Origin of the sequence: Roseateles sp. L2-2, assembly GCF_050613215.1 — a bacterium.
GTDB lineage: Bacteria > Pseudomonadota > Gammaproteobacteria > Burkholderiales > Burkholderiaceae_C > Roseateles > Roseateles noduli.
Map to the genome: position 1 here is coordinate 4,875,611 of NZ_CP192509.1, position 23,560 is coordinate 4,899,170.

The following is a 23,560-nucleotide window of genomic DNA, read 5'->3' on the forward strand; positions in this document are numbered from 1 at the left end:
GGGGCGTCACTCCAGGCGGTAGTTGGGCGCTTCCTTCGTGATCTGCACGTCGTGGACGTGGCTCTCACGGATGCCCGCCGAGGTGATCTCGACGAACTCGGCCTTGTCGTGCATGTCGGCGATGCTGCCGCAGCCGCAGTAGCCCATCGAGGCGCGCACGCCCCCGGCCATCTGGTGCACGATCGCGACCATCGAGCCCTTGTACGGGACGCGCCCTTCGATGCCCTCGGGCACCAGCTTGTCCGCGTTGGGGTTGGTGGTCTCGTCGTTCTCCTGGAAGTAGCGGTCCGCGGAGCCGGCCTTCATCGCACCGATCGAGCCCATGCCGCGGTAGCTCTTGTAGCTGCGGCCCTGGTACAGGATCACCTCGCCCGGGGCTTCCTCGGTGCCGGCGAACATGCCGCCCATCATCACCGTGCTCGCGCCGGCGGCGATGGCCTTGGCGATGTCGCCCGAGTAGCGGATGCCACCGTCGGCGATCGCCGGGACGCCCGTGCCCTTCAGCGCCGTGGCGACGAAATCGATCGCCGCGATCTGCGGCACGCCGACGCCCGCGACGATGCGGGTGGTGCAGATCGAGCCCGGGCCGATGCCGACCTTGACCGCGTCCGCGCCGGCTTCCACCAGCGCCAGCGCCGCGGCGCCGGTGGCGATGTTGCCGCCGATGACCTCGACCTGCGGGTAGTTCTTCTTGACCCAGCGCACGCGCTCGATGACGCCGCTGCTGTGGCCGTGCGCCGTGTCGACGACGATCGCGTCGACGCCGGCCTTGACCAGCAGCTCGACACGTTCCTCGGTGCCCTCGCCCACGCCGACCGCCGCGCCGACGCGCAGCTTGCCGTGCGCGTCACGCGCGGCGTTCGGGAAGTTGGTCTGCTTGGTGATGTCCTTGACGGTCATCAGGCCGCGCAGTTCGAAGGCGTCGTTCAGGACCAGCACGCGCTCCAGCTTGTGCTTGTGCATGAGCGCCTTGCCGTCGTTCAGCGAGGCGCCTTCCGGCACCGTGATCAGACGCTCGGCCGGGGTCATGATCTCGCTGACCGGGATGTCCATGCGCGTCTCGAAGCGCAGGTCCCGGTTGGTGACGATGCCGACGACCTTCTGTCCCACCAGCACCGGGAACCCGGAGACGCCGTGGTGCTCGCTGAGCTGCTTGACCTGGCGGACCGTCGTCTCGGGGGTGATCGTGATGGGGTCGCGGAGCACGCCGGATTCGTAGCGCTTGACCCGGGCCACTTCCGCGGCCTGCTGCTGCGGGGTCAGGTTCTTGTGCACGATGCCGATGCCGCCTTCCTGCGCGATGGCGATCGCGAGGCGGGCTTCGGTCACGGTGTCCATGGCGGCGGACACGAGCGGTAGGTTCAGGCGGATGCCACGCGTGAACTGCGTGGCCAGACTGGTGTCGCGCGGCAACACCTGGGAGAACGCCGGCACCAGCAACACATCGTCGAAGGTGAGGGCCTTTCCGAGTAGGCGCATGAGGGAAGCTCCAGACGCAAAGGCGCATTATAGAGAAGCCCGGCGGTACACTCCACGACCATGATGAATCCCCCACTCCTGCGACGCCCGCGACGCCCGTTGGGCATGATCTGCGCACTGGCGCTGATGGCGCTGACCTCGATCGCGCATGCCCAATGGAAGTGGCGCGACGCCGACGGCCGCACGCAATACAGCGACCGTCCGCCGCCGCCTAGCGTGGCCGAGAAGGACATCCTGCAACGCCCGAACAGCAATGCGGTGCGTGTGGCCCCTTCCTCGGCGCAGGCTGCGGCACAGGGCGCATCGGCAGCGGCTTCCGCCTCGTCGGCCCCGGCCGCGCCGGGCCGCCCGGCGAGCGAACCCTCGTCGCGCGACAAGCTCGAGAAGGAGCGCAAGGCGCAGGAAGACAAGGCCCGCGCCGAAACGAACGCCGAGAACTGCCGCCAGGCGCAGAACTCCATGCGCATCCTCGAATCCGGCGTGCGCGTGCGCACCCGCGGCGAGAACGGCGACACCCAGCCGATGACCGAGCAGATGCGCCAGGACCAGATCCGTCAGGCCCAGGCGGTGATCACCGCCTCCTGCAAATAAGCCGTAAACGAGTTCCGGAAACAACACTCGCCGACCTCCGCGGGCAAGACGGACGTAAGTCTGGTGACCGCTGGTAAGACGAGGAAGGACGAAGGGCCGCTCACGCGGCCCTTTCCTTTTCTGGCGTTCTTGGCGCTTCGTGCGCGGCGCGCCGCGCGCCGGTGTCAGGCCTTGCGCCCCAACGGCCGGTGGCGCGTGACGATGCGGCTGCCCGCCGCCTGGAAGCGCTGGCGGCGAGCCTCTTTGGGGTCGACCGTCAACGGCCGGTAGACCTCGACCCGGTCCTGCTCGCGCAGCGGCGTGTCCAGCGACGCGCTCCGGCCCCAGATGCCGGCCGTCAGCGTGGCGATCCGTGCCGGCTCGAACCAGGCGCTCGCCGTCAGCGCGTCGCGCACGGTGCTGCCGTCGGGCAGGGTCAGTCGTTGTTCGCGCAGTTCGCCCTGCGCCGGGCTCCAGAAGAGCTCGATCGCCAGCTCAGCGGGCGCCATAGACCTGCTCGGCGCGCTTCACGAAGCTGTCGACGAAGGTATTGGCGATGCGGTCGAACACCGGGCTGACGACCGCCTCGAGCGCGAAGCTCGAGAACGCGTAGCGCAGCTCGAACTCGATCTTGCAGGCGCGCGGCTCGCCGTCCGCTGGCGCGCCGGGACGATTCAGCGGCAGGAACTGCCAGTCGCCGTCCAGCATCGAGAACGGCCCGTCGACGAGTGCCATGCGCACGCGCTGATTGGTCTCGTTCGTGTTGCGGGTGGTGAACGCATGACGCAGGCCGGCGTACTGCAGGGACAGCTTCGCGGTCACCCCATCGTCATGGCGCTCCAGCACCTCGGCGGAGGAGCACCAGGGCAGGAACTCCGGATAGCGCTCGACCTGGGTGACGAGGTCGTACATCTCGCGCGGCGAGTACCAAAGGAGGACTGTCTTCCGGACGTGCTTCATGGCGGTTCTTAGAATGGCGGGATTGTAGGCGGCCCGATCGACCCCATCTGGGCGTCACCCGAGCGCCATCCGGACACCCTTCCGCCGTCCTCCGGTCCGCCCGCGCCCGAACAAGAAGAACCCCATGTCCATTGCAGAAAACCGTCGCGCCCGATTCGAGTACCACATCGAGGAGCAGTACGAAGCCGGCCTCGTCCTCGAAGGCTGGGAGGTCAAGGCCATCCGCGCCGGCCAGGTCCAGCTGCCGGACGGCTACGTGGTGATCCGCGAGGGCGAGCTGTTCCTGATCGGCTGCCGCATCAATCCGCTGCGTACCGCGTCCACCCACGTCAACCCGCTGGCCGACCGGACCAAGAAGCTGCTGATGAGCCGCGCCGACATCCGCCGGCTGATCGGCAAGGTGGAGCAGCGCGGCTTCACGTTGATCCCGCTGGACCTGCACTACAAGAACGGCCGCGTGAAGGTGCAGATCGCGCTGGCCAAGGGCAAGGCCCAGCACGACAAGCGCGAGACCGAGAAGAAGCGCGACTGGGAACGCGAGAAGGGCCGGATCATGCGGCACAAGGTCTCGGGACCGGCCAAGGACTAAGGACTGAGCCCCTCGAGCGCCTGCGCCAGATCCGCGCGCAGGTCCTCGACCTCCTCCAGCCCGATCGCGAAACGCACCAGCGTGCCGCCCTCCTCCGCCGTCCAGGGCAGCCCCAGCGAGCGGCTGCGGCTCAGGTCGTAGGGCACGGCCAGGCTCATCGGGCCGGCCCAGGAATAGCCGATCCCGAAACAGCTCAACGCATCGACGAAAGCATCGACGCGCCGCGCGTCGAACTCGGGGCGGAACACCGCCGAGAACAGGCAACCGCCGGCCTGCGGACTGACGCCGCGCCAGAACGCGTGACCAGGGGAATCCGGCAGCGCTGGATACAGCACCCGCGCCACCTCCGGCCGTGCGGCCATCCAGGTCGCGAGCTCGAGCGCCGCGGCGCCTTGCGCGCGGTAGCGCAGGGCGATGCTCGGAAGGCCGCGCAGCACGGCCTCGACGTCGTTCTGACCGACGCCGTAGCCGAGATATTCGTGCATGGCCACCAGTTGGCGGTTGAGCGCGATGTCGCGTGTGCAGACCGAGCCCATCAGCAGGTCCGCACCGCCGGACGGGAACTTGGTCAGCGCCTGCATGCTGATGTCGGCGCCCAGGCCCGGCGCGACGTCCGGCGCCACTTCGAAGGCATTGAAGGCCAGCCCCACGCCCCAGGTGTTGTCCATCGCGGTGAGCACCCCACGCGCGCGGCAGGCCCGGAGCAGCCCGATCAGATCGGGGAACTCCAGCGTGATCGATCCGGCAGCCTCCAGCCAGACCAGCTTCGTGCGTTCGGACAGCATCGCCTCGAAGGCTGTCACGTCGAGCGGATCGTAGAAGCGATGCGTGATGCCCAGCCGTGCCAGCAAGCCGCTGGTGAGATGGCGGTTCTGCCCGTAGACGTTGTCGGGCAGCAGCACCTCGTCGCCGGGTTTGAGGAAGCTCAGACTGGTGAGCGTGACGGCGGAGACGCCGCTGGGCGTCAGCACGCAGTGCTCGGCGTGTTCGAGCGTCGCGATGCGCGCGGCCAGCGTGTAGGTCGTCGGCGTGCCCGGCAGACCGTAGCGGTAGCTGACGCCGTCCTTCGCGCGCGGGCGGTGCAGCTCGGCGGTGTTCTTGAACAGCACCGTCGAGGCCTTGGCCACCGGCACGGGGACGGCGTCCCAGCCGTCGGGTGCGCGGTAGGAATGGTGGATCTGTTCGGTGGACGGGCCGCGTCGGGTCACGAGATGTCCTTGGGGTAGAGGAATCAGGAGGAGATTCTCATGCACGCGTCTTCACGAGGTCGAAAGCGTCAAACGATCGAAACGTGAACAGCCTTTTCGCCTTTCCCGAAGGAGTGGTCCAACGACAACGCGCACTCACGTCGACCCCCTCGACTTCCCAAGGACGCGCGATGCCGTCGATTTCAAGCCTGTTCTCCCACATTCTTCCTTGCTTCAAGCATTCGTCGTCATCGACCGCCAAACCGTCGGGGTCGCGCACCGAAGACCGACTGACGATGGGCGAACGGATCGCCGCATTGGCGACGCAATGCCCCGAGGCCGGCAGGGCTGCCAGCAGCAGGATAGAGGCACTGGGGCTGAGCAGGGCCACGCCGAAGGCGACTCGACAGGTGCTCCATGCGATGTGTCTTCATCTGTCGCTGCAGGCGAGACTGCGACAGTCCGGGAGCGAGCCCGGTTCACCCACACCTGATCTCGGCCCCGCCATTGCCCAGGCCACCTCCGCGCTGACGCAGGACGAGCGCAGCGCGCTGCGGCGCCATCTTGAGGAGCCCAAGGGATGGCTCGCCTGGTCGCGATCGCAGTTGTCGCGCCCCGATGAGCACGCCAGGCCCAGGCGCAAGCTCGGTGTTCTGGCCGAGACCGATGCGCAACGCCTGCTGCAGTCGGTACGAGAGGCCCTGAACACCCCCCTCCCCCGTCGCCAGGCCAGCACCTCCGCAAGCGCAGCGAGGATCGACGATTCGGGAGACGTGAATCAGGTGCTCCAGAAGGCAGCGGACGAGATCCGCACCTCCGGACACTGGTTCGGATTGGGCGCCGACCTGGCGCCGCACCTGATCACGAGCATGCCCGCATGGCCAAAGGACCTGTCCCTGCGCATCGCGGACAAGGAGGGGAAATGGGAGCAGGTGTTCGGTCAGTCGGGGCCAGAACGCAGGCCCGCGACGGTCCAGTTCGACCCTGTGCGCCAGCACTATTCGCCGATCGTCGATGGGCGACTGCGCGAGGTGCCGGCGAAGGGGGACTGCTTCTACGAATCAGTCCTTCGGTCGATGCCTGTGGAAGACCAGCGCGCGCTCTTCAAGGGAATCCGCTTTCCCAAAGGCGCCGGCATGTCCGACCTGATCCGCGCCATGCGTCGCCAGGTGGCGGACGAGCTTGAACGCCAGATCAACGTCCCGGGCGGTCCGTCGGACGATCTTCGTGCCTACGCGGCCGCCCGGTGATGCCGGGTCGTCCTGCCAGGCTCGGCGGGCAGTCGGGCGCCCGCGCGCTCACCGAGCGGCGGGCCGTGCACGGCCTCAGATCGGCAAGGCGATCAGGTCGTGGCCCTCGACGCCGACGATGCGGGCGCGGGTGAACTCGCCGACGCGCAGCTGCTTGCTGGCCTTCTCGGGCGGCAGCAGGCGCACGGTGCCGTCGATCTCCGGCGCGTCCGCGTACGAGCGGCCCACGCCGCCCTTGCGGCCGAGCGCCGGGGCCGAGTCGACCAGCACCTGCATGGTCGCGCCGACGCGGCGCTGCAGCTTGGCGATGGACACTTCCTCGGCCACGGCCATGAAGCGGGCGCGGCGCTCTTCGCGGACTTCGTCCGGCAGCGCGCCGTCGAGCGCGTTCGCCGGTGCGCCCTCGATGGGCGAGTAGGCGAAGCAGCCGGCGCGGTCGATCTGCGCTTCGCGCATGAAGTCCAGCAGGTACTGGAACTCCGCCTCGGTCTCGCCGGGGAAGCCGGCGATGAAGGTCGAGCGGATCACCAGCTCGGGGCACATCTCGCGCCAGCGCAGGATGCGCTCCAGGTTCTTCTCGCCGTTGGCGGGGCGCTTCATGCGCTTCTGCACGTCGGGGTGGGCGTGCTGGAACGGCACGTCCAGATACGGAAGGATCAGGCCTTCGGCCATCATCGGCACGATCTCGTCGACGTGCGGGTACGGATAGACGTAGTGCAGGCGGACCCACGCGCCGTAGGGCTTGGCGATCTCGCCGAGCTGCGCGACCAGGTCGAACATGCGCGTCTTGACCGGCTTGCCGTCCCAGAAGCCGGTGCGGTACTTGATGTCGACGCCGTAGGCGCTGGTGTCCTGGCTGATGACCAGCAGTTCCTTGACGCCGGACTCGAACAGCGCCTTGGCTTCGGACAGCACGTCGCCGATCGGGCGCGAGACCAGGTCGCCGCGCATGCTCGGGATGATGCAGAAGCTGCAGCGGTGGTTGCAGCCTTCGGAGATCTTCAGGTAGGCGTAGTGCTTGGGCGTCAGCTTGATGCCGGCGATGCCGCGGGCTTCTGGCACCAGGTCGATGAAGGGGTCGTGCGGCTTGGGCACGTGGGTGTGGACGGCGTCCATCACCTCCTGCGTCGCATGCGGGCCGGTCACGGCGAGCACGCTGGGGTGGATCTCGCGGACCATGTTGTCCGAGCTCGCGCCGGCCTTCGCGCCCAGGCACCCGGTCACGATGACCTTGCCGTTCTCGGCCAGCGCCTCGCCGATGGTGTCCAGCGACTCCTTGACCGCGTCGTCGATGAAGCCGCAGGTGTTGACGATCACCAGGTCCGCGCCGGCGAAGGTCTTCGAGGTCTCGTAGCCCTCGGCGCGCAGCTGCGTGAGGATCAGCTCGGAGTCGGTCAGCGCCTTCGGGCATCCGAGCGAGACAAAGCCGATCTTCGGCGCGGAGCCTCCCGCCGGTCCGTTGAGCTTGGCGGCGGTGGGGTCGTAAGTCGTTGATTCCATTTGGGTTCCGCCGGGCGATCTGGCTGAGGGCTGGGGCGGGCATTGTAAGCGACCCGGCATTTTTCAGACAGGGGCGGGTGCATTGCGCCGCGCCCGGCATCGTGGAGGGATGCCGCTCGCACGACCGGTAACGGGCTGGGCGGCCGCCTGCCGACCCTCTCGGGCCACTCCGTGGATACTCGCCCCTCCGGCCTTGGCCGCCGCGTCATTTCACGTCACGCCCGTCACGCCACATCACGCTTCACCCCGTCTCGATGTCCGATCCTTCCCCGCGCTCCGAGCTCCTGCCCCTGATCGGCGACCGTGCCTCGGTGGAAATCGCCGCGCTGGTGCTGCCGCCGGTCGTGGTCGCGAGCACGCCCGCGGGCGGCACGGCCATCGTCCTGGCGTGGGTCTGGGCGACGGCCTATGCGCTGAGCTCCATCGGCGTCGCCGTCGCGCGCCGCCGCTTCCGGCGCGAGGCGGCGGTCATGAGCCCCGCCGACTTCGTGGCGCGCTGGGCGCCGCCGGTGGAGCGCATCGCGATCGCCTTCGGCGTCCTGTGGGGCCTGCTGCCCGGGGTCGCCGCCGCCAGCGGCGTGTTCGAGCACGCGATCTTCCTGTACCTCGTGCTCGCCGGCACCACGGTCTCGACGGCCGCCTTCGCCGCCGCGGATCTCCCGTTCTTCGCCCGCTTCCTCGTCCCGGCGTGGACGATGGCGACGGTGGCGGTGCCCTTCGCCTTCCCGACGCAATGGCCCATCGTCCTGCCGCTGTGCCTGCTCTTCCCGTGGCTGGTCTGGCGGCATGCGCGCACGTCCAACAACTTCCTCGTCCAGCAATCGCGATTGAAGCGGCAGAGCGAGGCCCTCGCGCTCGCGCACAAGGAAGCTCGCGACATCGCCAAGGCCGCGTCGCGCGAGAAGAGCCTGTTCCTGGCGACCGCCTCGCACGACCTGCGCCAGCCGCTCTACGCGCTGACGCTGACCGCGCAGGCCGCGCTGCAGCGCAACCAGGACGCGGCGTTGAGGCCGCTGCTGGTCGACATCTCGCAGGCCGCCGGCCACGTCAACGATCTGCTCAATTCGCTGCTCGACGTCTCCGCGCTGGACAGCCGCAGCGCCGAGCTCGACCTGCAGCCGCTGGCGCTGGCGCCGCTGCTGTCGGAACTGCATGAGCGCTTCCAGCCGGAAGCGCAGGCACGCGGTCTGGACTGGCGCATCCGCGGGCCGGAAGCGCCCGCCTGGGTGGTCGCCGAGCCGATGCTGCTGCGACGCGCGCTCGCCAACCTGCTGCACAACGCGCTGCGCTACACGCCCGCGGGCGGCGTGCTGCTCGCCGTGCGGCGACGCGGCGACGACTGGGCCATCGAGGTCTGGGACACCGGCGTCGGCATGGCCGCGCCCAAGCGCGATGCGCTCTTCTCCGAGTTCCACCGCGGCGACGACGCCGCGCGCGTCACCGGCGACGGCCAGGGGCTGGGCCTGTCGGTGGTGCGCGACTGCGTGCGCCGGATGGACGCGGCGATCGACTGGCACTCGGTGCCGGGCCGGGGCTCCTGCTTCCGCATCACCCTGCGCGGCGCCTCGACACCGGCGACGCCGGCGCAGCGCGCGCCCGCGTCGTCGCACGTCTTCGATCGGCTCGGCGGGCGCGTGCTCGTGGTCGACGACGACCTCGGCGTGACCCGCGGCCTGTCGCATCTGCTGGGCGAATGGGGCGTCGACTGCCGCGTCGCCGGCGACGCCGCGCAGGCCCATGCGGTCCTGGACGCCGATTTCGAACCCGACGTCGTGATGAGCGACCTGCGCCTGCGCCACGACGACGGCGGCTACACGCTGCTGCTGGACCTGCTGGACCGCCTGCCGCTCGCGCGCGGCCTGGTGGTCACCGGCGAGTTCGACCTGCCCGACCTGCGCCGTGCGGAAGCCGACGGCTACCTCGTGCTGCGCAAGCCGGTGCAACCGGACGCGCTGCATGCGGTGCTGCGATCGATGCTGGCGCCGACGGTCGCCAGAGTCACCGGCACGACCCTGGACGCCCCGGTCGTCAGGGCTTCCTAGGGCCCCGCCGCAGGTACGTCGCTTGCTGCCCGGACGCATCGGCCACGCCCTGGGACTCCCATGCACCTCGAAGGCTCCTGCCACTGCGGTCGCATCCGCTTCTCGGTCGATTCGACCGAGCCCTACCCGTTCATGCGCTGCTACTGCACGATCTGCCGCAAGACGGCGGGCACCGGCGGCTACGCGATCAACATCGGCGCGGACAACACCACCTTCCAGCTGCTCAAGGGCAAGCGCGACCTGAAGGTCTACCGGGCCGTCATCGACGGCAAGGAGAGCAGCGGCCAGCGCCATTTTTGCGGCCATTGCGGCACCGCGCTCTGGATGTACGACGAGAGTTACCCCGAACTGATCCATCCGCACGCCAGCGCGATCGACACGCCGCTGCCGGAACCGCCGGAGAACGTCCACGGCCTGCTCGACTCGAAGGCGCCCTGGGTCCAGGTGGAAGGGAAGCCGGGCGACGCGCGCTTCGGCCACTATCCCGACGAATCACTGGCCGACTGGCATCGCCGGCACGGGCTCTAGGTCCCGGGGTCGCGGCGCGGACGCGCGGCCTACTTCTTCGGCGGTGTTGGCGGGAAGCCCGGCATCCCGGGCACGCCGGGGAAGATGTTTCCGGCGCTCTGGAACTGCTCCTGCATCTGCAGGAACAGGTTCTTGGACTGTTCGAGGTAGTTGCCCATCAGGCCCTGCATCATCGGCGCCTGACCGCTCATGAACTGCGACCACAGCTGCGGATCGAAGCCCGCCGCGCCCTTGGTCGGGTCCGCGAAACGGCTCTGCAGCTCGGTCATGGCCTGCAGGTTCTTCTCGAGGTAATCGCCCATCAGGCCCTGCATCGCATGGCCGTAGAAGCGGATGATCTGCGCCAGCAGCGGCGTCGAGAACATCGGCATGCCGCCCATCTCCTCCTCGAGGATGATCTGCAGCAGGATGGACCGGGTCAACTCGTCGCCGGACTTGGCGTCGCGGACCTCGAAGTCCTCGCCGCCCAGCACCATCTTCTTGACGTCCGCCAAGGTGATGTAGCTGCTGGTCTGCGTGTCGTACAGCCGCCGGTTGGGGTACTTCTTGAGCACCCGCGTCCCCTTCGGGTGCGCGGGGTCCTCGCTGCCGGTTGCGGTCTTGCCGCGTCGGGCCGTCGCCATGCTGTCTCCTCTGAGGGTCTTCGACCCATTCTAGGAGGCGCCCGACGAGCGGCCCGCCGGGTGATTTCCCTTGCTGTGCGGGAGGCGGACCGGGCTGCCGCCCGGGAGGCGGCAGCGGATGACGACGCCAGGCCTGTCGGCGCTGTCAGCGCTCAGTCCGGCTTGACGTTGCCGTCCTTGATCACCTTCGCCCACTTGGCCTGCTCGGCCTTCTGGAACTCGGCGAACTGCGCCGGCGAGTTTGGCGTGTACTCCAGGCCCAGCGATTCCATCTTCGCCTTCACCTCGGGCAGCGCGACGATCTTCTGCACTTCGGCGTTGAGCTTGGCCACGATGGGCGCGGGCGTGCCGGCCGGGAAGTACAGCGCCTGCCAGCTCGACACGTCGAAGCCGGGCACGCCGGACTCGGCCAGCGTCGGCACGTCGGGCAGCTGCGCGCTGCGCTTGGCCGAGGTCACCGCCAGCGCCTTCACCTTGCCGCCCTTGATCTGCGGCAGCGCGACGGTCACGGTCTCGAAGCTCATCGGCACCTGGCCGCCCATCACGTCCTGGATGGCCGGCGCGCTGCCCTTGTAGGGCACGTGCGTCAGGTCCGCGCCCGTCATCAGGCGGAACACTTCACCGGACAGATGCTGCGAGGTGCCCTGCCCCGCCGAGGCGAAGGTGAGGTCGCCGGGCTTGGCCTTGGCGGCGGCGATGATGTCCTTGACCGTCTTGGCCTGCGAGCCCGGCCCGATCAGCAGCACGTTGGAGATCTTGCCCAGCAGGATCACCGGCGCGAAGTCGCGGTCGGCCTTGTAGGGCATCTTGGGCAGCAGCGACGGGTTGATCGCGTGCGTCGCGATCGTGCCCAGCAGCATGGTGTAGCCGTCCGGTGCGGCCTTGGCCACGCTGTCCGCGCCCAGCACGCCGCCGGCGCCGGCCTTGTTGTCGACCACGATGGTCTGCTTGAGCGAGACCTGCAGCCGCGCCGCGATCTCGCGCGCCAGCACGTCGGACGTGCCGCCCGGCGCGAACGGGACGATCAGTTTCACCGGCTGGGTCGGCCAGTTGGCCGCATCCGCGGCCTGCGCCGTCACCGCCGTCAGACCCAGCACCATCGTCGCCGCCGCAGCGGCCAGGGCGCGCACGCGACCCCGCTTCACCGAATTCATGTCGCTTGTCTCCATCCATGACGGCACGCAGCCTTCGTCGGCATCGACGAAGGTCCGATGCCCTCTTCTGATGAGTCAAATGGTATCGGTACCATCGAGCACGTCAAGATTGCGTCCATGAGGGATTCCACCGGGTGCGCCCACTGTGGCTCCCTCTCCCGCACCGCGGGAGAGGGCGGGGGTGAGGGCCAGCAGTCTCCGCATCGCCTCGCTGTCAAGCGCTGGCGCGCTGGACCAGCTCGAAACCGATGTCGACGGCTCGTCTGTCGGCACTGCCGCCGGCGCGGTCCAGGATGAACCGCGCGGCCTGACGCCCGATGGCGAAGCCGTCGATGCGGACCGTGGTCAGCGCCGGTTCCAGGTCCCGGGCCAGCGCCAGGTCACCGAAGCCGACGATGGCGAGGTCCTCCGGGATGCGCAGTCCGCGCGCCTGCGCCTCGATCACGACACCCAGTGCCAGCGAATCGGAGCTGCAGAACACCGCGTCGACGCCGTCCGGATGGGCGAGCAGTTCGGCCAGGCCGCGGCGCCCGCTGCCCAGCGTGGTCGGCGTGGCAACCGTGGCCACCGGCACCTCGGCGATGCCGAGCACGCCGGCCTGTTCCTGGAAGGCGCGGAAGCGCCGCATCGCGCGTTCGTCGCTGCCGCCCACGCCGGCCAGCCGGCGGTAGCCGCGCTCGTGCAGGTAGGACGCGACCTTGCGACCGACCTCCACGTGGGAGAAGCCCACCAGCATGTCGATCGGATCGTCGCTCTGGTCCCAGGTCTCGACGACCGGGACGCCGGACGCACGCAGCCGCGTGCGGGCCTGTTCGGAATGGCTGGTGCCGGTGAGCACCAGACCGTCGGGCCGCCGGCCGATCATCGCGTCCAGCCAGGCGTCCTCGCGGGCGTTGTCGTAGCCGGTCTGGCCGAGCAGCACCTGGTAGCCGGCCTCGAACAGCGCCTCGGTCAGGCTCTGCACGGTGTCCAGGAACACCGGCCCGGCGATCGTCGGCACGGCCACGCCCACCATGCGGCTCTTCATCGAGGACAGCGCGCCGGCGAGCAGGTTGGGCACGTAGCCGGTCTTGCGGACTGCCTCGGTCACGCGTTCGCGGACCTCGGGCGACACCTGCGCGGGGTTGTTGATCGCCCGGGAGGCGGTAATAGGCGCCACGCCCGCGAGTTGCGCCACGTCGCGCAGCGTGACGGCGCCGCTGCCCTTGCGGCGGCGGGGTCGGGGGAAGGTCTCGGTGTCAGACATATGGCGGTCGATTATGGGGCGCGATCACAGGGAAAACCGCCCGAATCTGGCGTCCCGGACGGGGTAGTCCCCGGGCGGCGCGCCCGACAGCCGTCGGCGGTTTCCCTACACGGCGCCACGGGACCCGCCCGACCCGTGGTACCGCTATCTCCTCCTGTTGGTAACCAGTCGTGAGAACGAAGATTCATCCATCGACAACAGGGGGCCAACATGAACACGATCTCGAAGCAAGCCGGCAAGTTCAAGCACATCGCCATCGGCCTGGGCCTGATGGTGTCCGCCGCGACGGCGGCCAACGCGGTCACCGCGCAGAACACCTTCCAGGTGACCGCGACGATCACCAGCTCCTGCACCGTGTCCGGCTCGGCCCTGAACTTCGGCAGCGCCATCGACCCGCTGGCCGCCGGCGTGCCGCTGGACGCCTCGTCCACGCTGACGGTCACCTGCTCCAACACGACGCCGTACGCCGTGTCGCTGAACGCCGGCTCGAACGCGGGCGGCGCCTCCAACTTCACGTCCCGCACGATGAAGAGCGGCGCCAACACCCTGGGCTACCAGCTCTACCTGGACTCCGGCCGCACGACCGTCTTCGGCGACGGCACCGCCAGCTCCAGCACCAAGAGCGGCACCGGCAGCGGCAGCGCGCAGTCCATCAGCGTCTACGGCCGCGTGCCGTCGCTGGCCGGCGTGGTGCCGGGCGCGTACACCGACACCGTGACCGTCACGATCACCTACTGAGCGCCTCACGCCCTCCGGGGCGTCCGGAGCTTTCTTCTTTTCTTCTCTTCATAGGACATGTCGTCCGCGGCTTCGAGCAGGCGTTCGTAGCGGGTCTCGCCGTCGCCGACGGCGTAGCCGATGGACGCGCCGATACTGACCATGCCGCCCTCGATCGCGATGGGCTCGGTCAAGGCCTGCAGCAGACGCTGCCGGATCTGCGCCAGACGGAACTCGTCCGGCGCGCCGGCGAGCAGCAGCACGAATTCGTCGCCGCCCACCCGCGCCGCCACATCCCCGTCGCGGCACTGCGCGCGCAGGCGCTGGCCGACGGCGCGCAGGACGGCGTCGCCGGCCGCGTGGCCGTGGCGGTCGTTGACCGGCTTGAAGTCGTCCAGGTCGAAGACGATCACGCTGAACGGCTGACCGGCAAGCTCCCGCGCCCGCCGCTCCAGCGAGCGCCGGTTGGCCAGGCCGGTGAGCAGATCGGTGTCCGCCGTCGTGGCCAGTTGCGTCATGTCGCGGTCGCTCGCGCGGACCAGGCGGCTGGCGTAGCCGATGGTCCACAGCGTGAAGGCGATGAACAGCGCCGCGAGCGCGAGGGCCGATCGCTTGACCGACTGGAGTCCGCGCTCCTGCTCGGCCTGACGGGCCGCGAGCAGGGAACGCTCGACGCGTTCCATCGTGTCGAGCAACTGGCGCAGCCGCTTCGACGAATCGCTGGTGATGCGCGCGTCCAAGCCTTGCCGCAAGGACTCGACACCGTCGCGTTCGCCGATCACGGCGGAGGACAGGTACCAGCCGGTGATTTCGAGGGTCTCGGACCGCACCTCCGCGGCCACGCTCAACTGCGCCGGGTTGTCCCGGACCAGCGTTTCCAACCGGTCGGCCGTGTCCCGGGCGTCGCCCGCGGCGGCGCGCAGGCGCTGAAGCGCGTCCGAATGCGGCACCAGCACGAAGTTGCGCAGCGCGACGCCGCCGCGCAGCAGACCGGAGCGCAGCTGGTTCAGCTGATCGAGGACCTCGTGGGTATGGGCGACCAGGTCGTTCGCATCGCCGTAGCGGCGGGCGCTGTCGACCAGCACGCCGGCGGCGCCGATCACGAGTACCAGCGCCACCGCCTGGGACAACTGGAGGACGCGCGCGATGCGCCGGAGCAGGGGGTTGGAGACGGTCGCCAAGAGCGTGCGCGGAGATCGGGATCCGCAGCATCCTAACGCCGGGCCCGGGAAGTCGCAGGCGCGAAAAGACAGTCCTTTCCTGCGCTTCCGAACGACTCCGGCGTTTGCAGGCACCCACGCTTCCCGCCGAGTGCGCGCGACAGGCGCGATGTCGGTCTCCCCTCCCAGCGACCGCGACCGGCATGACGACCCGCCCAGGATCCCTCCCCCTCTCCCCGCCCTGCGATCCCGCCCTCGCGCCTTCCGCGAACGCCGACGCCCCGCCCATCGCCTGCTACCTGATCAACCTGGACCGCGCCTCGCTGCGGCGTCGACACATGGAGGACCGGCTCGCCCGGATCGGCCTCCCCTTCGAGCGCGTGCCGGCCGTCGACGGGTCGGCGCTCGCTTTCCCGCGCGAGGACCTCTGCGAGCGCTCCCTGCGTGTCATGCACGGTCGCCGACGCAACGCCGCCGAGGTCGGCTGCTACCTGAGCCACGTCGCCTGCGCGCGCAGATTGCTCGACAGCCCCCATCGCTTCGCCCTGGTGCTGGAGGACGACGTGGCCTTTCCCGCCGACTTCCTCGATCTGCTCAACGAGATCATCCGGCACGCCGATTCCTGGGATCTGCTCCGGTTGACCACGGTGAACACGGGCCCCAAGCTCGCCTATCGCCGATTGAATTCGGGACGGTCGCTGGCGATCGCGCTCCTGCGCGAAAAAGGGGCCGGCGCCTATGTCATCAACCGCCGCGCAGCCGCCTGGATCTCCGATCTGATCCCCATGCGACTCCCCTTCGACCTCGCGTTCGACCTCGAGTACCTGAGCGGCCTGCGCAGCGCCTTCGTGACGCCGGTGCCGCTGCGGCAATCGGAAGAACCGGTCTCCCAGATCCAGATCGACCTGGCGGCCTACAAGTACTCGCGCTGGCGCTACCTCACGGTGATGCCTGTTCGAACCGGCCTCGAAATTGCGCGCTTCGCGCTGCGCTTGAGCCGCTATGTCCGTTTGCGCCTGGGGACGGCCAGAAAGCAGAAACCCCGGTGAGCCTGTCGACTCACCGGGGTGTGTTTCTGGTAGGCGCGATTGGATTCGAACCAACGACCCCCACCATGTCAAGGTGGTGCTCTAACCAACTGAGCTACGCGCCTGAAATACGCCGCCAGCGGTGGTCAGTCCACTGGTCGGAAAAACAAATCGACCCTTGAAGGGGCGATCTAAAAACAAATCGCCCGCCGTGAAGCGGGCGACCCGTCTGAGGTGTCCCGGAGGACTGCCTACCAATTCTGGTAGGCGCGATTGGATTCGAACCAACGACCCCCACCATGTCAAGGTGGTGCTCTAACCAACTGAGCTACGCGCCTGGAGAAGCCTCGCAGTATAAGCCGGATTTTGAGGTCCGTCCAGGAAGCCGGGACAAAAAGAACAGAAGTCGCACGCCGTCTTCGACAAGACCGCCAGCGGCAGACCCTGAGACTTTCCTGAGGCGAGCTCAGCGACGCCGCGCGCTGCGGATGCCCGACACCTGCGACAGCGCCACCAGCGTCTGCTGCAGGCGCTGCGCGTCGCTCACCTCGACGGTGAAATTCATCCGCGACTGGTCGTTGCGCAAGGGCTTGCCCTTGCCGCTCTGCTGGTTCACCGAGATCACGTTGAGCTTGTCCTTCGCGAACAGCTCCAGCACGTCGCGCAGCAGGCCCGGCCGGTCCGTGGCCTCGACGACCAGGTCCACCGGGTACATCGCCCCCTTGCCTGCGCGGTCCGGCGCGGGCTCGCCCCACGCGACCGCGATCACGCGCTCCGGCGCCGACTGCGCCATCTGGCGCAGGTTGGCGCAGTCGCAGCGATGGATGGCCACGCCCTTGCCACGCGTCACGTAGCCGGTGATCACATCCGGCGGCGCCGGCCGGCAGCAGCGCGCCAGGCTGGTCAGCAAGGAGTCCACGCCGACCACCAGCACGCCGCCCTTGGGCGTGCGCCCTTCCCCGACCGCGCCCTTCGTGTGCCGCTGGACGAGCAGCTCTTCCTCGTCCGCCTCCGGCACCGGCGGACGCAGCAGCGTCTCGATGTTGCGCAGCGAGTACTCGTCCTTGCCGACGACCTCGAACAGCGCTTCCGCGCTCTTGAAGCCGAGCCGCCCCGCCAGGTCGTCGAGCTTGATCGCCGTCTTGCCTTCGCGCTGCAGCAGCTTCTCGACGAGCTCGCGGCCCTTGGAGATCGTGTGCGTCTGCACCTGCGCGTTGAACCAGGCCCGCACCTTGGCCTTGCTGCGCTGGCTCTGCAGATAACCGAGTTCCGCGTTCAGCCAGTCCAGCGAGGGACCGCCCTCCTTCAGCGCGATGATCTCCACCGTCTGGCCGCTCTGCAGCGGCGTGTTCAGCGGCACCATCTGGCCGTCGACCTTCGCGCCGCGGCAGCGGTGGCCCAGGTCGGTGTGCACCGCGTAAGCAAAGTCCACCGCCGTCGCGCCCGCGCACAGCTCGACCACGTTGGCCTGCGGCGTGAACACGTAGATGCGGTCGTCGAAGTTCGAATCGGTCTCGGCGACGTAGTCGCGTTCCCACGCCAGCAGTTGCCGCAGCACCGCCTTGCGGGCCTGCGCCACCTGTTCCTCGAACTCGCCCGCCGCGCTCACGCCGGCGTAGCCCTTGGTGCCCGCTTCCTTGTAGGCCCAGTGCGCGGCGACGCCGTGCTCGGCATGCTCGTGCATCGCGCGGGTGCGGATCTGCACTTCCATCGGACGCCCGTCCGCGGCGATCACCACCGTGTGCAGCGACTGGTAGCCGTTGGGCTTGGGACGCGCGATGTAGTCGTCGAACTCGCCGTCCACCGGCAGGTAGCGCTCGTGCAACTGCGCGAGCACGGCGTAGCAGTCCGCCACCTCCGGCACGACCACGCGCAGCGCGCGCAGGTCGAAGACGCGTTCCAGCGTGAGGCCCTTGCCGCGCATCTTCTTCCAGATGCTGTACAGGTGCTTGGGCCTGCCCTGGACCTGCGCCTCGATGCCGTGGCCCTGCAGCTCGCGCTCCAGCGCGGCCCGCACCGATTCCACCGACTGCTCGCGCTCGACGCGCTTCTCGTGCAGGCCCTTGGCGAGCTGGTGGTAGTGCTCCGGCTCCAGGAAACGGAAGGCGAGGTCCTCCAGCTCCCACTTGATCTGCCAGATGCCGAGCCGGTTGGCCAGCGGCGCGAAGACCTGCAGCGATTCCGCCGCCAGCTCGCGCGGGCACGGCGTCTTGCTCGCCGCGAACCAGCGCAGCGACTGCAGCCGCGACGCCAGCCGCAGCAGCACCACGCGCAGGTCGCGCGAGAACGCCAGCAGCATCTTGCGCACCAGCTCGGTCTGCTCCTGCCGGCGCTGTTCCTCGACGCGCGCCTCGCGCGCCGCGCGCTGGATCTGCACCAACCGGCGCGTGTGCGCGACCAGGCTCGCGTCGCTCTCGCCGAAGGCCTTGGCGACGATCTCTTCCGGCTTGTTCAGGTAGTCGCCGGCGTACACCAGATAGGACGCCGCCTGCATGGACGGCGCCGCGCCGACGCCGGCCAGGATCGCGGCCACGCCGTCGGCGTGCGCCAGCGCCGGCTCGCCGGTCCCGAGCAGGTGGTCGGCGAGCAAGGGCTCCGCGAACGCGCGGGCGCGTCGCACCGGATCCGTCGTCTCTTCGGCGCGCGGCTGCGCCGTCGGCAGCCGGTGAGGCAGGTCCCCGTCCAGCAGGGCCACGATGGGCGCCGCCTGGTCCTGCCGCAGCCCCAATTCCGTCTTCATTCGTCGTTCATCCGTGTCGTCGGGGCCGCGAGGGCCGCCGGGACCTCACCCGCGCGCCAGGAATTGCTCCACCACGCGGATCTGTTCCTCATGCACCAGCGTCGGCGCGTGGCCGACCCCGGCGAACTCGTGCAGCTCGGCGCACGGGCCGCGCTGCGTCATCAATTCGGCCGTGTGGCGCGTCAGCAGGTCCGATTCGCCGCCGCGCAGCAGCAGCGTCGGGCATCGCACCGCGTCGTAGGCCGCCCAGAGCTGCGCCTCGCCGGCCTTGGCCAGCTCCGGCGTCAGCCCGGCAAGGCCCTGGCCGATGCGCGGGTCGTAATGCAGCCGGCAGCGGTCGCCGTCCGGCTTGAACATCGCCCGCGACAGCGCCAGCCACTGGTCGTCGCTGTGCGGTCCGAAACTCTGCGAGATGCCGCGCAGGTAGTCGGCGCCCTGCTGGCAGTTCTCGAACTGCGGCGCGCGGCCCAGGTAGCTCGCGATGCGCTGCAGCGCGACGAACTCGATCGTCGGTCCCACGTCGTTGAGGATCAGGCGCTTGATCGGGCTGGCCGGCATCGCCGCCAGCGCCAGGCCGATCAGGCCGCCCATCGAGGTGCCCAGCCAGTCCACCTGCCCCACGCCCAGGCGCGCCAGCAGCGTGACCATGTCCGAGACGTACTGCGGCAGCTGATAGTTCCGAGGATCGCCCAGCCATTCCGACTCCCCCCGTCCGACCACGTCCGGGCAGATCACGCGGAAGCGGTCGCTCAGGCGCTGCGCGATGACGTCGAAGTCGCGGCCCTGCCGCGACAGCCCGTGCACGCAGACCAGCACCCGCGGGTTGTCGGACTGCCCCCACTCCCAATACGCCACCCGGTGAAGGCCGCAAGGGCTCAGCGCCTGGACTTTTTTCAACAAGGGTTCAGACATCGCTCGTATCCTTTGTCCCCATCCTAACAACCCTGAAGAGGACGCGGCATGTTGAAAGGCAAGACGGCGCTGGTCACCGGCTCCACGAGCGGCATCGGATTGGGGATCGCCCTGACCCTGGCCAGGGAAGGCGCGAACATCGTGCTGAACGGCTTCGGCGACCACGCCGGCCCGAAGGCGCAGGTCGAGGCGCTGGGCGTGAAGGTCGGGTACCACGGCGCCGACATGAGCAAGCCCGCCGAGATCGAGGCCATGATGGCCTACATCGACCAGGAGTTCGGCGGCTGCGACATCCTGGTGAACAACGCCGGCATCCAGCACGTGGCCAACGTCGACGAGTTCCCGCCGGAGAAGTGGGACGCGATCATCGCGATCAACCTCAGCTCCGCCTTCCACACGATGCGGCTGGCGCTGCCCGGCATGAAGCAGAAGAACTGGGGACGCGTCGTCAACATCGCCTCCACGCACGGGCTGGTGGCGTCGGCGGGCAAGTCGGCCTACGTCGCGGCCAAGCACGGCCTGGTCGGCCTGACGAAGTCGGCGGCGCTGGAGACCGCCCTGCTCCCCGTCACCGTCAATGCGATCTGCCCCGGCTGGGTGCTGACCCCGCTGGTGCAGAAGCAGATCGACGACCGCTCGGCCAGGGAAAAGCTGGACCCCGCCGAAGCGAAGCGCCAGCTGCTGGCCGAGAAGCAGCCCTCGCTGCAGTTCACGACGCCCGAGGAACTCGGCGCGCTGACCGTGTTCCTGTGCTCGGACGCCGCCATCAACGTGCGCGGCCAGGCCTGGGCCATGGACGGCGGCTGGACCGCGCAGTGAGGATCACTTCGTCATCACGACGTTGCCGTTGACGTTCACCGTGACGGTGGCCTTGCCGGATTCGGTCGGCAGGGCCTCGTCGGCGGAGGCGCTCATGACCTTCATACGGGCCATGGGCGCCGCCATCATCGCCACCGGCTGGTCGGCGTTCACGCTGACTTCGCCGATCCGGTAGCCGGAGTAGCCGAACTGCTTGGCATACACGGCGGCCTTGGCCTTGTAGCTGGCGATCGCCTGGCCGACGACCTCGTCCTCGGCCTTCTCGCGCGCCTCGCGCGACAGCCCGTAGCTGACGTTGGCGATGGCCAGCGAAGTGATGCGGCCGCTCAGCTTGGAAATGGCCTCGATGTCGCGGCCCTGCACCAGCAGCTCGACGCTGCCCTGCCAGCCGGTGATCTGCGGCGCGGCGCTCGAACTCACGCCCTTCGGCTGACCGTAGCGCGGATAGACCGACAGGTTGCCTGCCTGCAGGTCGACCTGCCCCGGCTTGGCGACCTTGCGCGCCTCGGCGAGCGCGGCATCCAGCGCCTGCTTGAGTTCGTTCTGGACTGCGGCGGCTTCCTTGCCCTCGCGGGTGGTGGAGAAACGCAGTTGCAGCAGGTCGCGGGTCACCTCGGTCGTGGCGGAGGCGCTCAGCGACAGCACGTCGGTACGCGCCGCCTGGGCTTGCGCCATCGCGGGCAGGACCGCCACCGCGCCGGCGGCGATCAGGGTGCGGGCGAGCATCTTGGAGCTTCGGATCATTCGGGTTCCTACGGGAGTCCAGGTGGGAACCAGCATAACGTGTGAGGAAAGCGTCACGGTTGACCGGCAGGCGGCGCCGTCCATCCGCCTTTTTGTGTCATTCATCGGCCTCCAGTAGGGACATAGACAGCCCTGTTACAAAAGATGTAACTATCCGGTAAGGACTGATTCATCCCGCAAGCAGGTCGAAAAACTGCCCTTACAGTCCCGCTGTTACAAATTCCGGAGTGGCCGCCATGCAAACCACAACCCGCCCCAACCGTGTCCTGGTCGTGGATGACGATGCCCGCATCCGCGACCTCCTGCGCCGCTATCTTGCCCAGGAGGGATTCGAAGTCCTCCTGGCCGAAGACAGCAAGGCGCTCAACAAGCAGCTGACGCGCGAGACCGTGGACCTGATCGTCCTGGACCTCATGCTGCCCGGCGAGGACGGCCTGTCGATCTGCCGACGGCTGCGCGCCGCGGGCGACAACACGCCGATCATCATGCTGACCGCCAAGGTCGAGGAAGTGGACCGGATCGTCGGCCTCGAAGTCGGCGCCGACGACTACCTGGCCAAGCCCTTCAACCCGCGCGAACTGCTGGCCCGCATCAACGCGGTGCTGCGCCGCCGTCCGCCGCCGGAAGCCCCGGGCGCGCCGTCCAAGGAACCGATGACGGTCCAGTTCGGCCCGTTCGAGTTCGACCTGGCGCTGCGCCGCCTGGCCAAGAACGGCGATCCGGTGCCGCTGACCACCGGCGAGTTCTCGATGCTGAAGGCCCTGGTGCGCCATCCGCGCCAGCCGCTGTCGCGCGACAAGCTGGCGATGCTGGCCCGCGGCCGCGAGTTCGAGCCCTTCGACCGCAGCCTGGACGTGCAGGTCTCGCGCCTGCGCAAGCTGCTGGAAGAGGATCCGGCGCAACCGCGCTTCATCCAGACCGTATGGGGCGTGGGCTACGTGTTCGTTCCGGACGAGGCGGCCTGATCCCGTGGCTCCCCCGCGTCTGGCGCTGAACCTGTTCTGGCGCACGTTCGCGCTGCTGGCGCTGTTGCTGGCGGCCGGCGTGCTGGCGTGGCAGCAGACCTTCAAGGCCCTGGAGGCCGAACCCAAGGCCCTGGAGGCGGCGCAGCAGCTGGCCGGCCTGGTGAACCTGTCGCGCGTGGCGCTGACCAGCACCGACGCGATCAACCGCGTGGCGGTGGTGAAGTCGTTGGCGCGCAGCGAGGCCGTGTCCGTGGAGGTCGCCGAGGCGACCGACCGCTGGCTGCCCTACGAGAACTCGCCCTTTGCGCAGCGGCTGCGCAAGGAGCTGGTCTCGCGGCTCGGGCCGCAGACGGTGCTGGCGAGCGGCCTGAACGGCGTGCCGGGGCTGTGGGTGAGATTCGACGTCGGTCCGGACCAGTTCTGGCTGCAGACCAACGCGGCGCCGCTGCAGGCCAACATGTCCAGCAACTGGTGGTGGATCGCGATCGCGCTGGGCGCGTCGCTGCTGGGCGCGGCGGCCATCGCACGCCTGATCAACCAGCCGCTGCGCGAGCTGTCGATCGCCGCCAGCCGCATCCGCGAGGGCGAGTACGACTCGCGCCTGGACGAGAGCACGCTGACCAGCGAGATCCGCGAGGTCAACATGGGCTTCAACCGGATGGCGCGCGAGCTCGCCAAGATGGAAGAGGACCGCAGCGTGATGCTGGCCGGCATCTCGCACGACCTGCGCACGCCGCTGGCGCGGCTGCGGCTGGAAGCGGAGATGAGCGTCAACGACGAGCAGGCGCGGACCTACATCGCGCAGGACATCGATCAGCTCGACGCCATCATCAACAAGTTCATGGACTACGCGCGTCCGAGCGAGCTGCAGCTGCAGGCGCTCAACCTGCGCGAGCTGGTGGAGCGCGAGGCGCAGGGCTTCCGCGATCCGCAGCAGATCCAGATCAGCGTGCGGCTGTCCGCGGCGCTGCGCATCTGGACGGATCCGACCGAGCTGGGCCGCATCCTGCTGAACCTGTTCGAGAACGCGCGCCGCTACGGCCACCACGGCGACGAGCCGACCCGCGTGGAAGTCACCGCCGAGGCCGACAGCGCCTGGGTGCTGCTGACGGTGCGCGATCACGGGCCCGGCGTGCCGCCGGACAAGCTCGCGAAGCTCACGACGCCGTTCTACCGCGGCGACACGGCGCGCACGGCGGCGACCGGCGCGGGCCTGGGCCTGGCGATCGTCGAGAAGTCGGTGCAGCGCCTGGGCGCGCAGCTGCGGCTCGCGAATGCCGACGACAGCGGGTTCGTCGCGCAGCTGCGGCTCAAGCGCGCCAGCGTTTGACGCTTCGGCACTTCCAC

At 69.0% G+C, this 23,560-nt stretch carries 22 protein-coding genes and 2 tRNA genes; 10 read left to right on the forward strand and 14 right to left on the reverse strand.

Annotated elements, in window-relative coordinates; all coding sequences use genetic code 11:
• Positions 1-6: 6 nt before the first annotated feature.
• On the reverse strand, positions 7-1,479 hold the full coding sequence (guaB, locus tag ACQZ13_RS21725) for an IMP dehydrogenase (protein WP_331613582.1): 1,473 nt from the start codon (positions 1,477-1,479) through the stop codon (positions 7-9).
• 63 nt (positions 1,480-1,542) lie between these two features.
• On the opposite strand from guaB, the gene ACQZ13_RS21730 reads away from it, so the two are divergent.
• Positions 1,543-2,070, forward strand: a complete 528-nt coding sequence (locus tag ACQZ13_RS21730; protein ID WP_431048038.1) for a DUF4124 domain-containing protein — start codon at positions 1,543-1,545, stop codon at positions 2,068-2,070.
• Positions 2,071-2,234: 164 nt separating this feature from the next.
• On the opposite strand, the gene ACQZ13_RS21735 is transcribed toward ACQZ13_RS21730, so the two are convergent.
• Positions 2,235-2,558 (reverse strand): RnfH family protein, encoded by a 324-nt coding sequence (locus ACQZ13_RS21735; RefSeq protein ID WP_431048039.1) that lies wholly within the window; start codon positions 2,556-2,558, stop codon positions 2,235-2,237.
• The gene (locus tag ACQZ13_RS21740) at positions 2,545-3,009 is read right to left on the reverse strand and encodes a type II toxin-antitoxin system RatA family toxin (RefSeq protein ID WP_431048040.1); all 465 of its coding nucleotides are present in this window, start codon (positions 3,007-3,009) and stop codon (positions 2,545-2,547) included. Before ACQZ13_RS21740 ends, ACQZ13_RS21735 begins: the two co-directional genes overlap by 14 nt.
• A 67-nt stretch (positions 3,010-3,076) precedes the next feature.
• On the opposite strand from ACQZ13_RS21740, the gene smpB reads away from it, so the two are divergent.
• The gene (smpB, locus tag ACQZ13_RS21745; RefSeq protein ID WP_431053330.1) at positions 3,077-3,598 is read left to right on the forward strand and encodes an SsrA-binding protein SmpB; all 522 of its coding nucleotides are present in this window, start codon (positions 3,077-3,079) and stop codon (positions 3,596-3,598) included.
• On the opposite strand, the gene ACQZ13_RS21750 is transcribed toward smpB, so the two are convergent.
• A complete protein-coding gene (locus ACQZ13_RS21750) occupies positions 3,595-4,806 on the reverse strand; it encodes a PLP-dependent transferase (RefSeq protein WP_431048041.1) in 1,212 nt (403 codons plus the stop codon). The two genes, smpB and ACQZ13_RS21750, sit on opposite strands and share 4 nt — an antisense overlap.
• An 83-nt stretch (positions 4,807-4,889) precedes the next feature.
• Here ACQZ13_RS21750 and ACQZ13_RS21755 point away from each other — a divergent pair, with 83 nt between their 5' ends.
• Positions 4,890-6,035: a hypothetical protein gene (locus tag ACQZ13_RS21755; RefSeq protein WP_431048042.1), complete on the forward strand. Its 1,146-nt coding sequence runs from the start codon at positions 4,890-4,892 to the stop codon at positions 6,033-6,035.
• Between the two features lie 75 nt (positions 6,036-6,110).
• On the opposite strand, the gene rimO is transcribed toward ACQZ13_RS21755, so the two are convergent.
• Positions 6,111-7,535 (reverse strand): 30S ribosomal protein S12 methylthiotransferase RimO, encoded by a 1,425-nt coding sequence (rimO, locus tag ACQZ13_RS21760; RefSeq protein ID WP_431048043.1) that lies wholly within the window; start codon positions 7,533-7,535, stop codon positions 6,111-6,113.
• A 254-nt stretch (positions 7,536-7,789) separates the two neighbouring features.
• Here rimO and ACQZ13_RS21765 point away from each other — a divergent pair, with 254 nt between their 5' ends.
• Positions 7,790-9,577: an ATP-binding protein gene (locus ACQZ13_RS21765; RefSeq protein WP_431048044.1), complete on the forward strand. Its 1,788-nt coding sequence runs from the start codon at positions 7,790-7,792 to the stop codon at positions 9,575-9,577.
• Positions 9,578-9,637: 60 nt separating this feature from the next.
• Positions 9,638-10,105, forward strand: coding sequence for a GFA family protein (locus tag ACQZ13_RS21770; RefSeq protein WP_431048045.1), 468 nt, complete (start codon positions 9,638-9,640; stop codon positions 10,103-10,105).
• 29 nt (positions 10,106-10,134) lie between these two features.
• Here ACQZ13_RS21770 and phaR read toward each other — a convergent pair whose 3' ends face one another.
• From phaR to ACQZ13_RS21785, 3 genes are all read right to left on the reverse strand, one after another.
• Positions 10,135-10,728, reverse strand: a complete 594-nt coding sequence (gene phaR, locus ACQZ13_RS21775; RefSeq protein WP_431048046.1) for a polyhydroxyalkanoate synthesis repressor PhaR — start codon at positions 10,726-10,728, stop codon at positions 10,135-10,137.
• Between the two features lie 152 nt (positions 10,729-10,880).
• Positions 10,881-11,882, reverse strand: coding sequence for a tripartite tricarboxylate transporter substrate binding protein (locus tag ACQZ13_RS21780; RefSeq protein ID WP_431048047.1), 1,002 nt, complete (start codon positions 11,880-11,882; stop codon positions 10,881-10,883).
• Positions 11,883-12,096: 214 nt separating this feature from the next.
• Positions 12,097-13,128, reverse strand: coding sequence for a LacI family DNA-binding transcriptional regulator (locus ACQZ13_RS21785; protein WP_431048048.1), 1,032 nt, complete (start codon positions 13,126-13,128; stop codon positions 12,097-12,099).
• 210 nt (positions 13,129-13,338) lie between these two features.
• Between ACQZ13_RS21785 and ACQZ13_RS21790 the strand changes: the two genes are divergently transcribed.
• Positions 13,339-13,866, forward strand: a complete 528-nt coding sequence (locus tag ACQZ13_RS21790; RefSeq protein WP_431048049.1) for a Csu type fimbrial protein — start codon at positions 13,339-13,341, stop codon at positions 13,864-13,866.
• Positions 13,867-13,871: 5 nt separating this feature from the next.
• Here the strand turns inward: ACQZ13_RS21790 and ACQZ13_RS21795 are convergent, their stop codons facing one another.
• The gene (locus ACQZ13_RS21795; protein ID WP_431048050.1) at positions 13,872-15,026 is read right to left on the reverse strand and encodes a diguanylate cyclase domain-containing protein; all 1,155 of its coding nucleotides are present in this window, start codon (positions 15,024-15,026) and stop codon (positions 13,872-13,874) included.
• A 182-nt stretch (positions 15,027-15,208) separates the two neighbouring features.
• Between ACQZ13_RS21795 and ACQZ13_RS21800 the strand changes: the two genes are divergently transcribed.
• Positions 15,209-16,054, forward strand: a complete 846-nt coding sequence (locus ACQZ13_RS21800; protein WP_431053332.1) for a glycosyltransferase family 25 protein — start codon at positions 15,209-15,211, stop codon at positions 16,052-16,054.
• 27 nt (positions 16,055-16,081) lie between these two features.
• On the opposite strand, the gene ACQZ13_RS21805 is transcribed toward ACQZ13_RS21800, so the two are convergent.
• From ACQZ13_RS21805 to ACQZ13_RS21820, 4 genes are all read right to left on the reverse strand, one after another.
• Positions 16,082-16,158, reverse strand: a tRNA-Val gene (locus ACQZ13_RS21805).
• A 136-nt stretch (positions 16,159-16,294) separates the two neighbouring features.
• Positions 16,295-16,371 (reverse strand) — tRNA-Val (locus ACQZ13_RS21810).
• 128 nt (positions 16,372-16,499) lie between these two features.
• Positions 16,500-18,773, reverse strand: a complete 2,274-nt coding sequence (locus ACQZ13_RS21815) for a RelA/SpoT family protein (RefSeq protein WP_431048051.1) — start codon at positions 18,771-18,773, stop codon at positions 16,500-16,502.
• A gap of 45 nt (positions 18,774-18,818) precedes the next feature.
• Entirely contained in the window at positions 18,819-19,685 is an 867-nt protein-coding gene (locus tag ACQZ13_RS21820; RefSeq protein ID WP_431048052.1) for an alpha/beta fold hydrolase, read from the reverse strand.
• A gap of 48 nt (positions 19,686-19,733) precedes the next feature.
• Here ACQZ13_RS21820 and ACQZ13_RS21825 point away from each other — a divergent pair, with 48 nt between their 5' ends.
• Positions 19,734-20,504: a 3-hydroxybutyrate dehydrogenase gene (locus ACQZ13_RS21825; protein WP_431048053.1), complete on the forward strand. Its 771-nt coding sequence runs from the start codon at positions 19,734-19,736 to the stop codon at positions 20,502-20,504.
• A gap of 3 nt (positions 20,505-20,507) precedes the next feature.
• On the opposite strand, the gene ACQZ13_RS21830 is transcribed toward ACQZ13_RS21825, so the two are convergent.
• Positions 20,508-21,248, reverse strand: coding sequence for an SIMPL domain-containing protein (locus ACQZ13_RS21830; protein ID WP_431048054.1), 741 nt, complete (start codon positions 21,246-21,248; stop codon positions 20,508-20,510).
• A gap of 236 nt (positions 21,249-21,484) precedes the next feature.
• Here ACQZ13_RS21830 and ompR point away from each other — a divergent pair, with 236 nt between their 5' ends.
• Positions 21,485-22,213 carry an osmolarity response regulator transcription factor OmpR gene (ompR, locus tag ACQZ13_RS21835; RefSeq protein WP_088405159.1) on the forward strand — a complete coding sequence of 243 codons (729 nt, stop codon included), beginning with the start codon at positions 21,485-21,487 and terminating at the stop codon, positions 22,211-22,213.
• A gap of 4 nt (positions 22,214-22,217) precedes the next feature.
• Entirely contained in the window at positions 22,218-23,543 is a 1,326-nt protein-coding gene (locus ACQZ13_RS21840) for an ATP-binding protein (protein WP_088405158.1), read from the forward strand.
• The last annotated feature ends 17 nt before the right edge of the window (positions 23,544-23,560 follow it).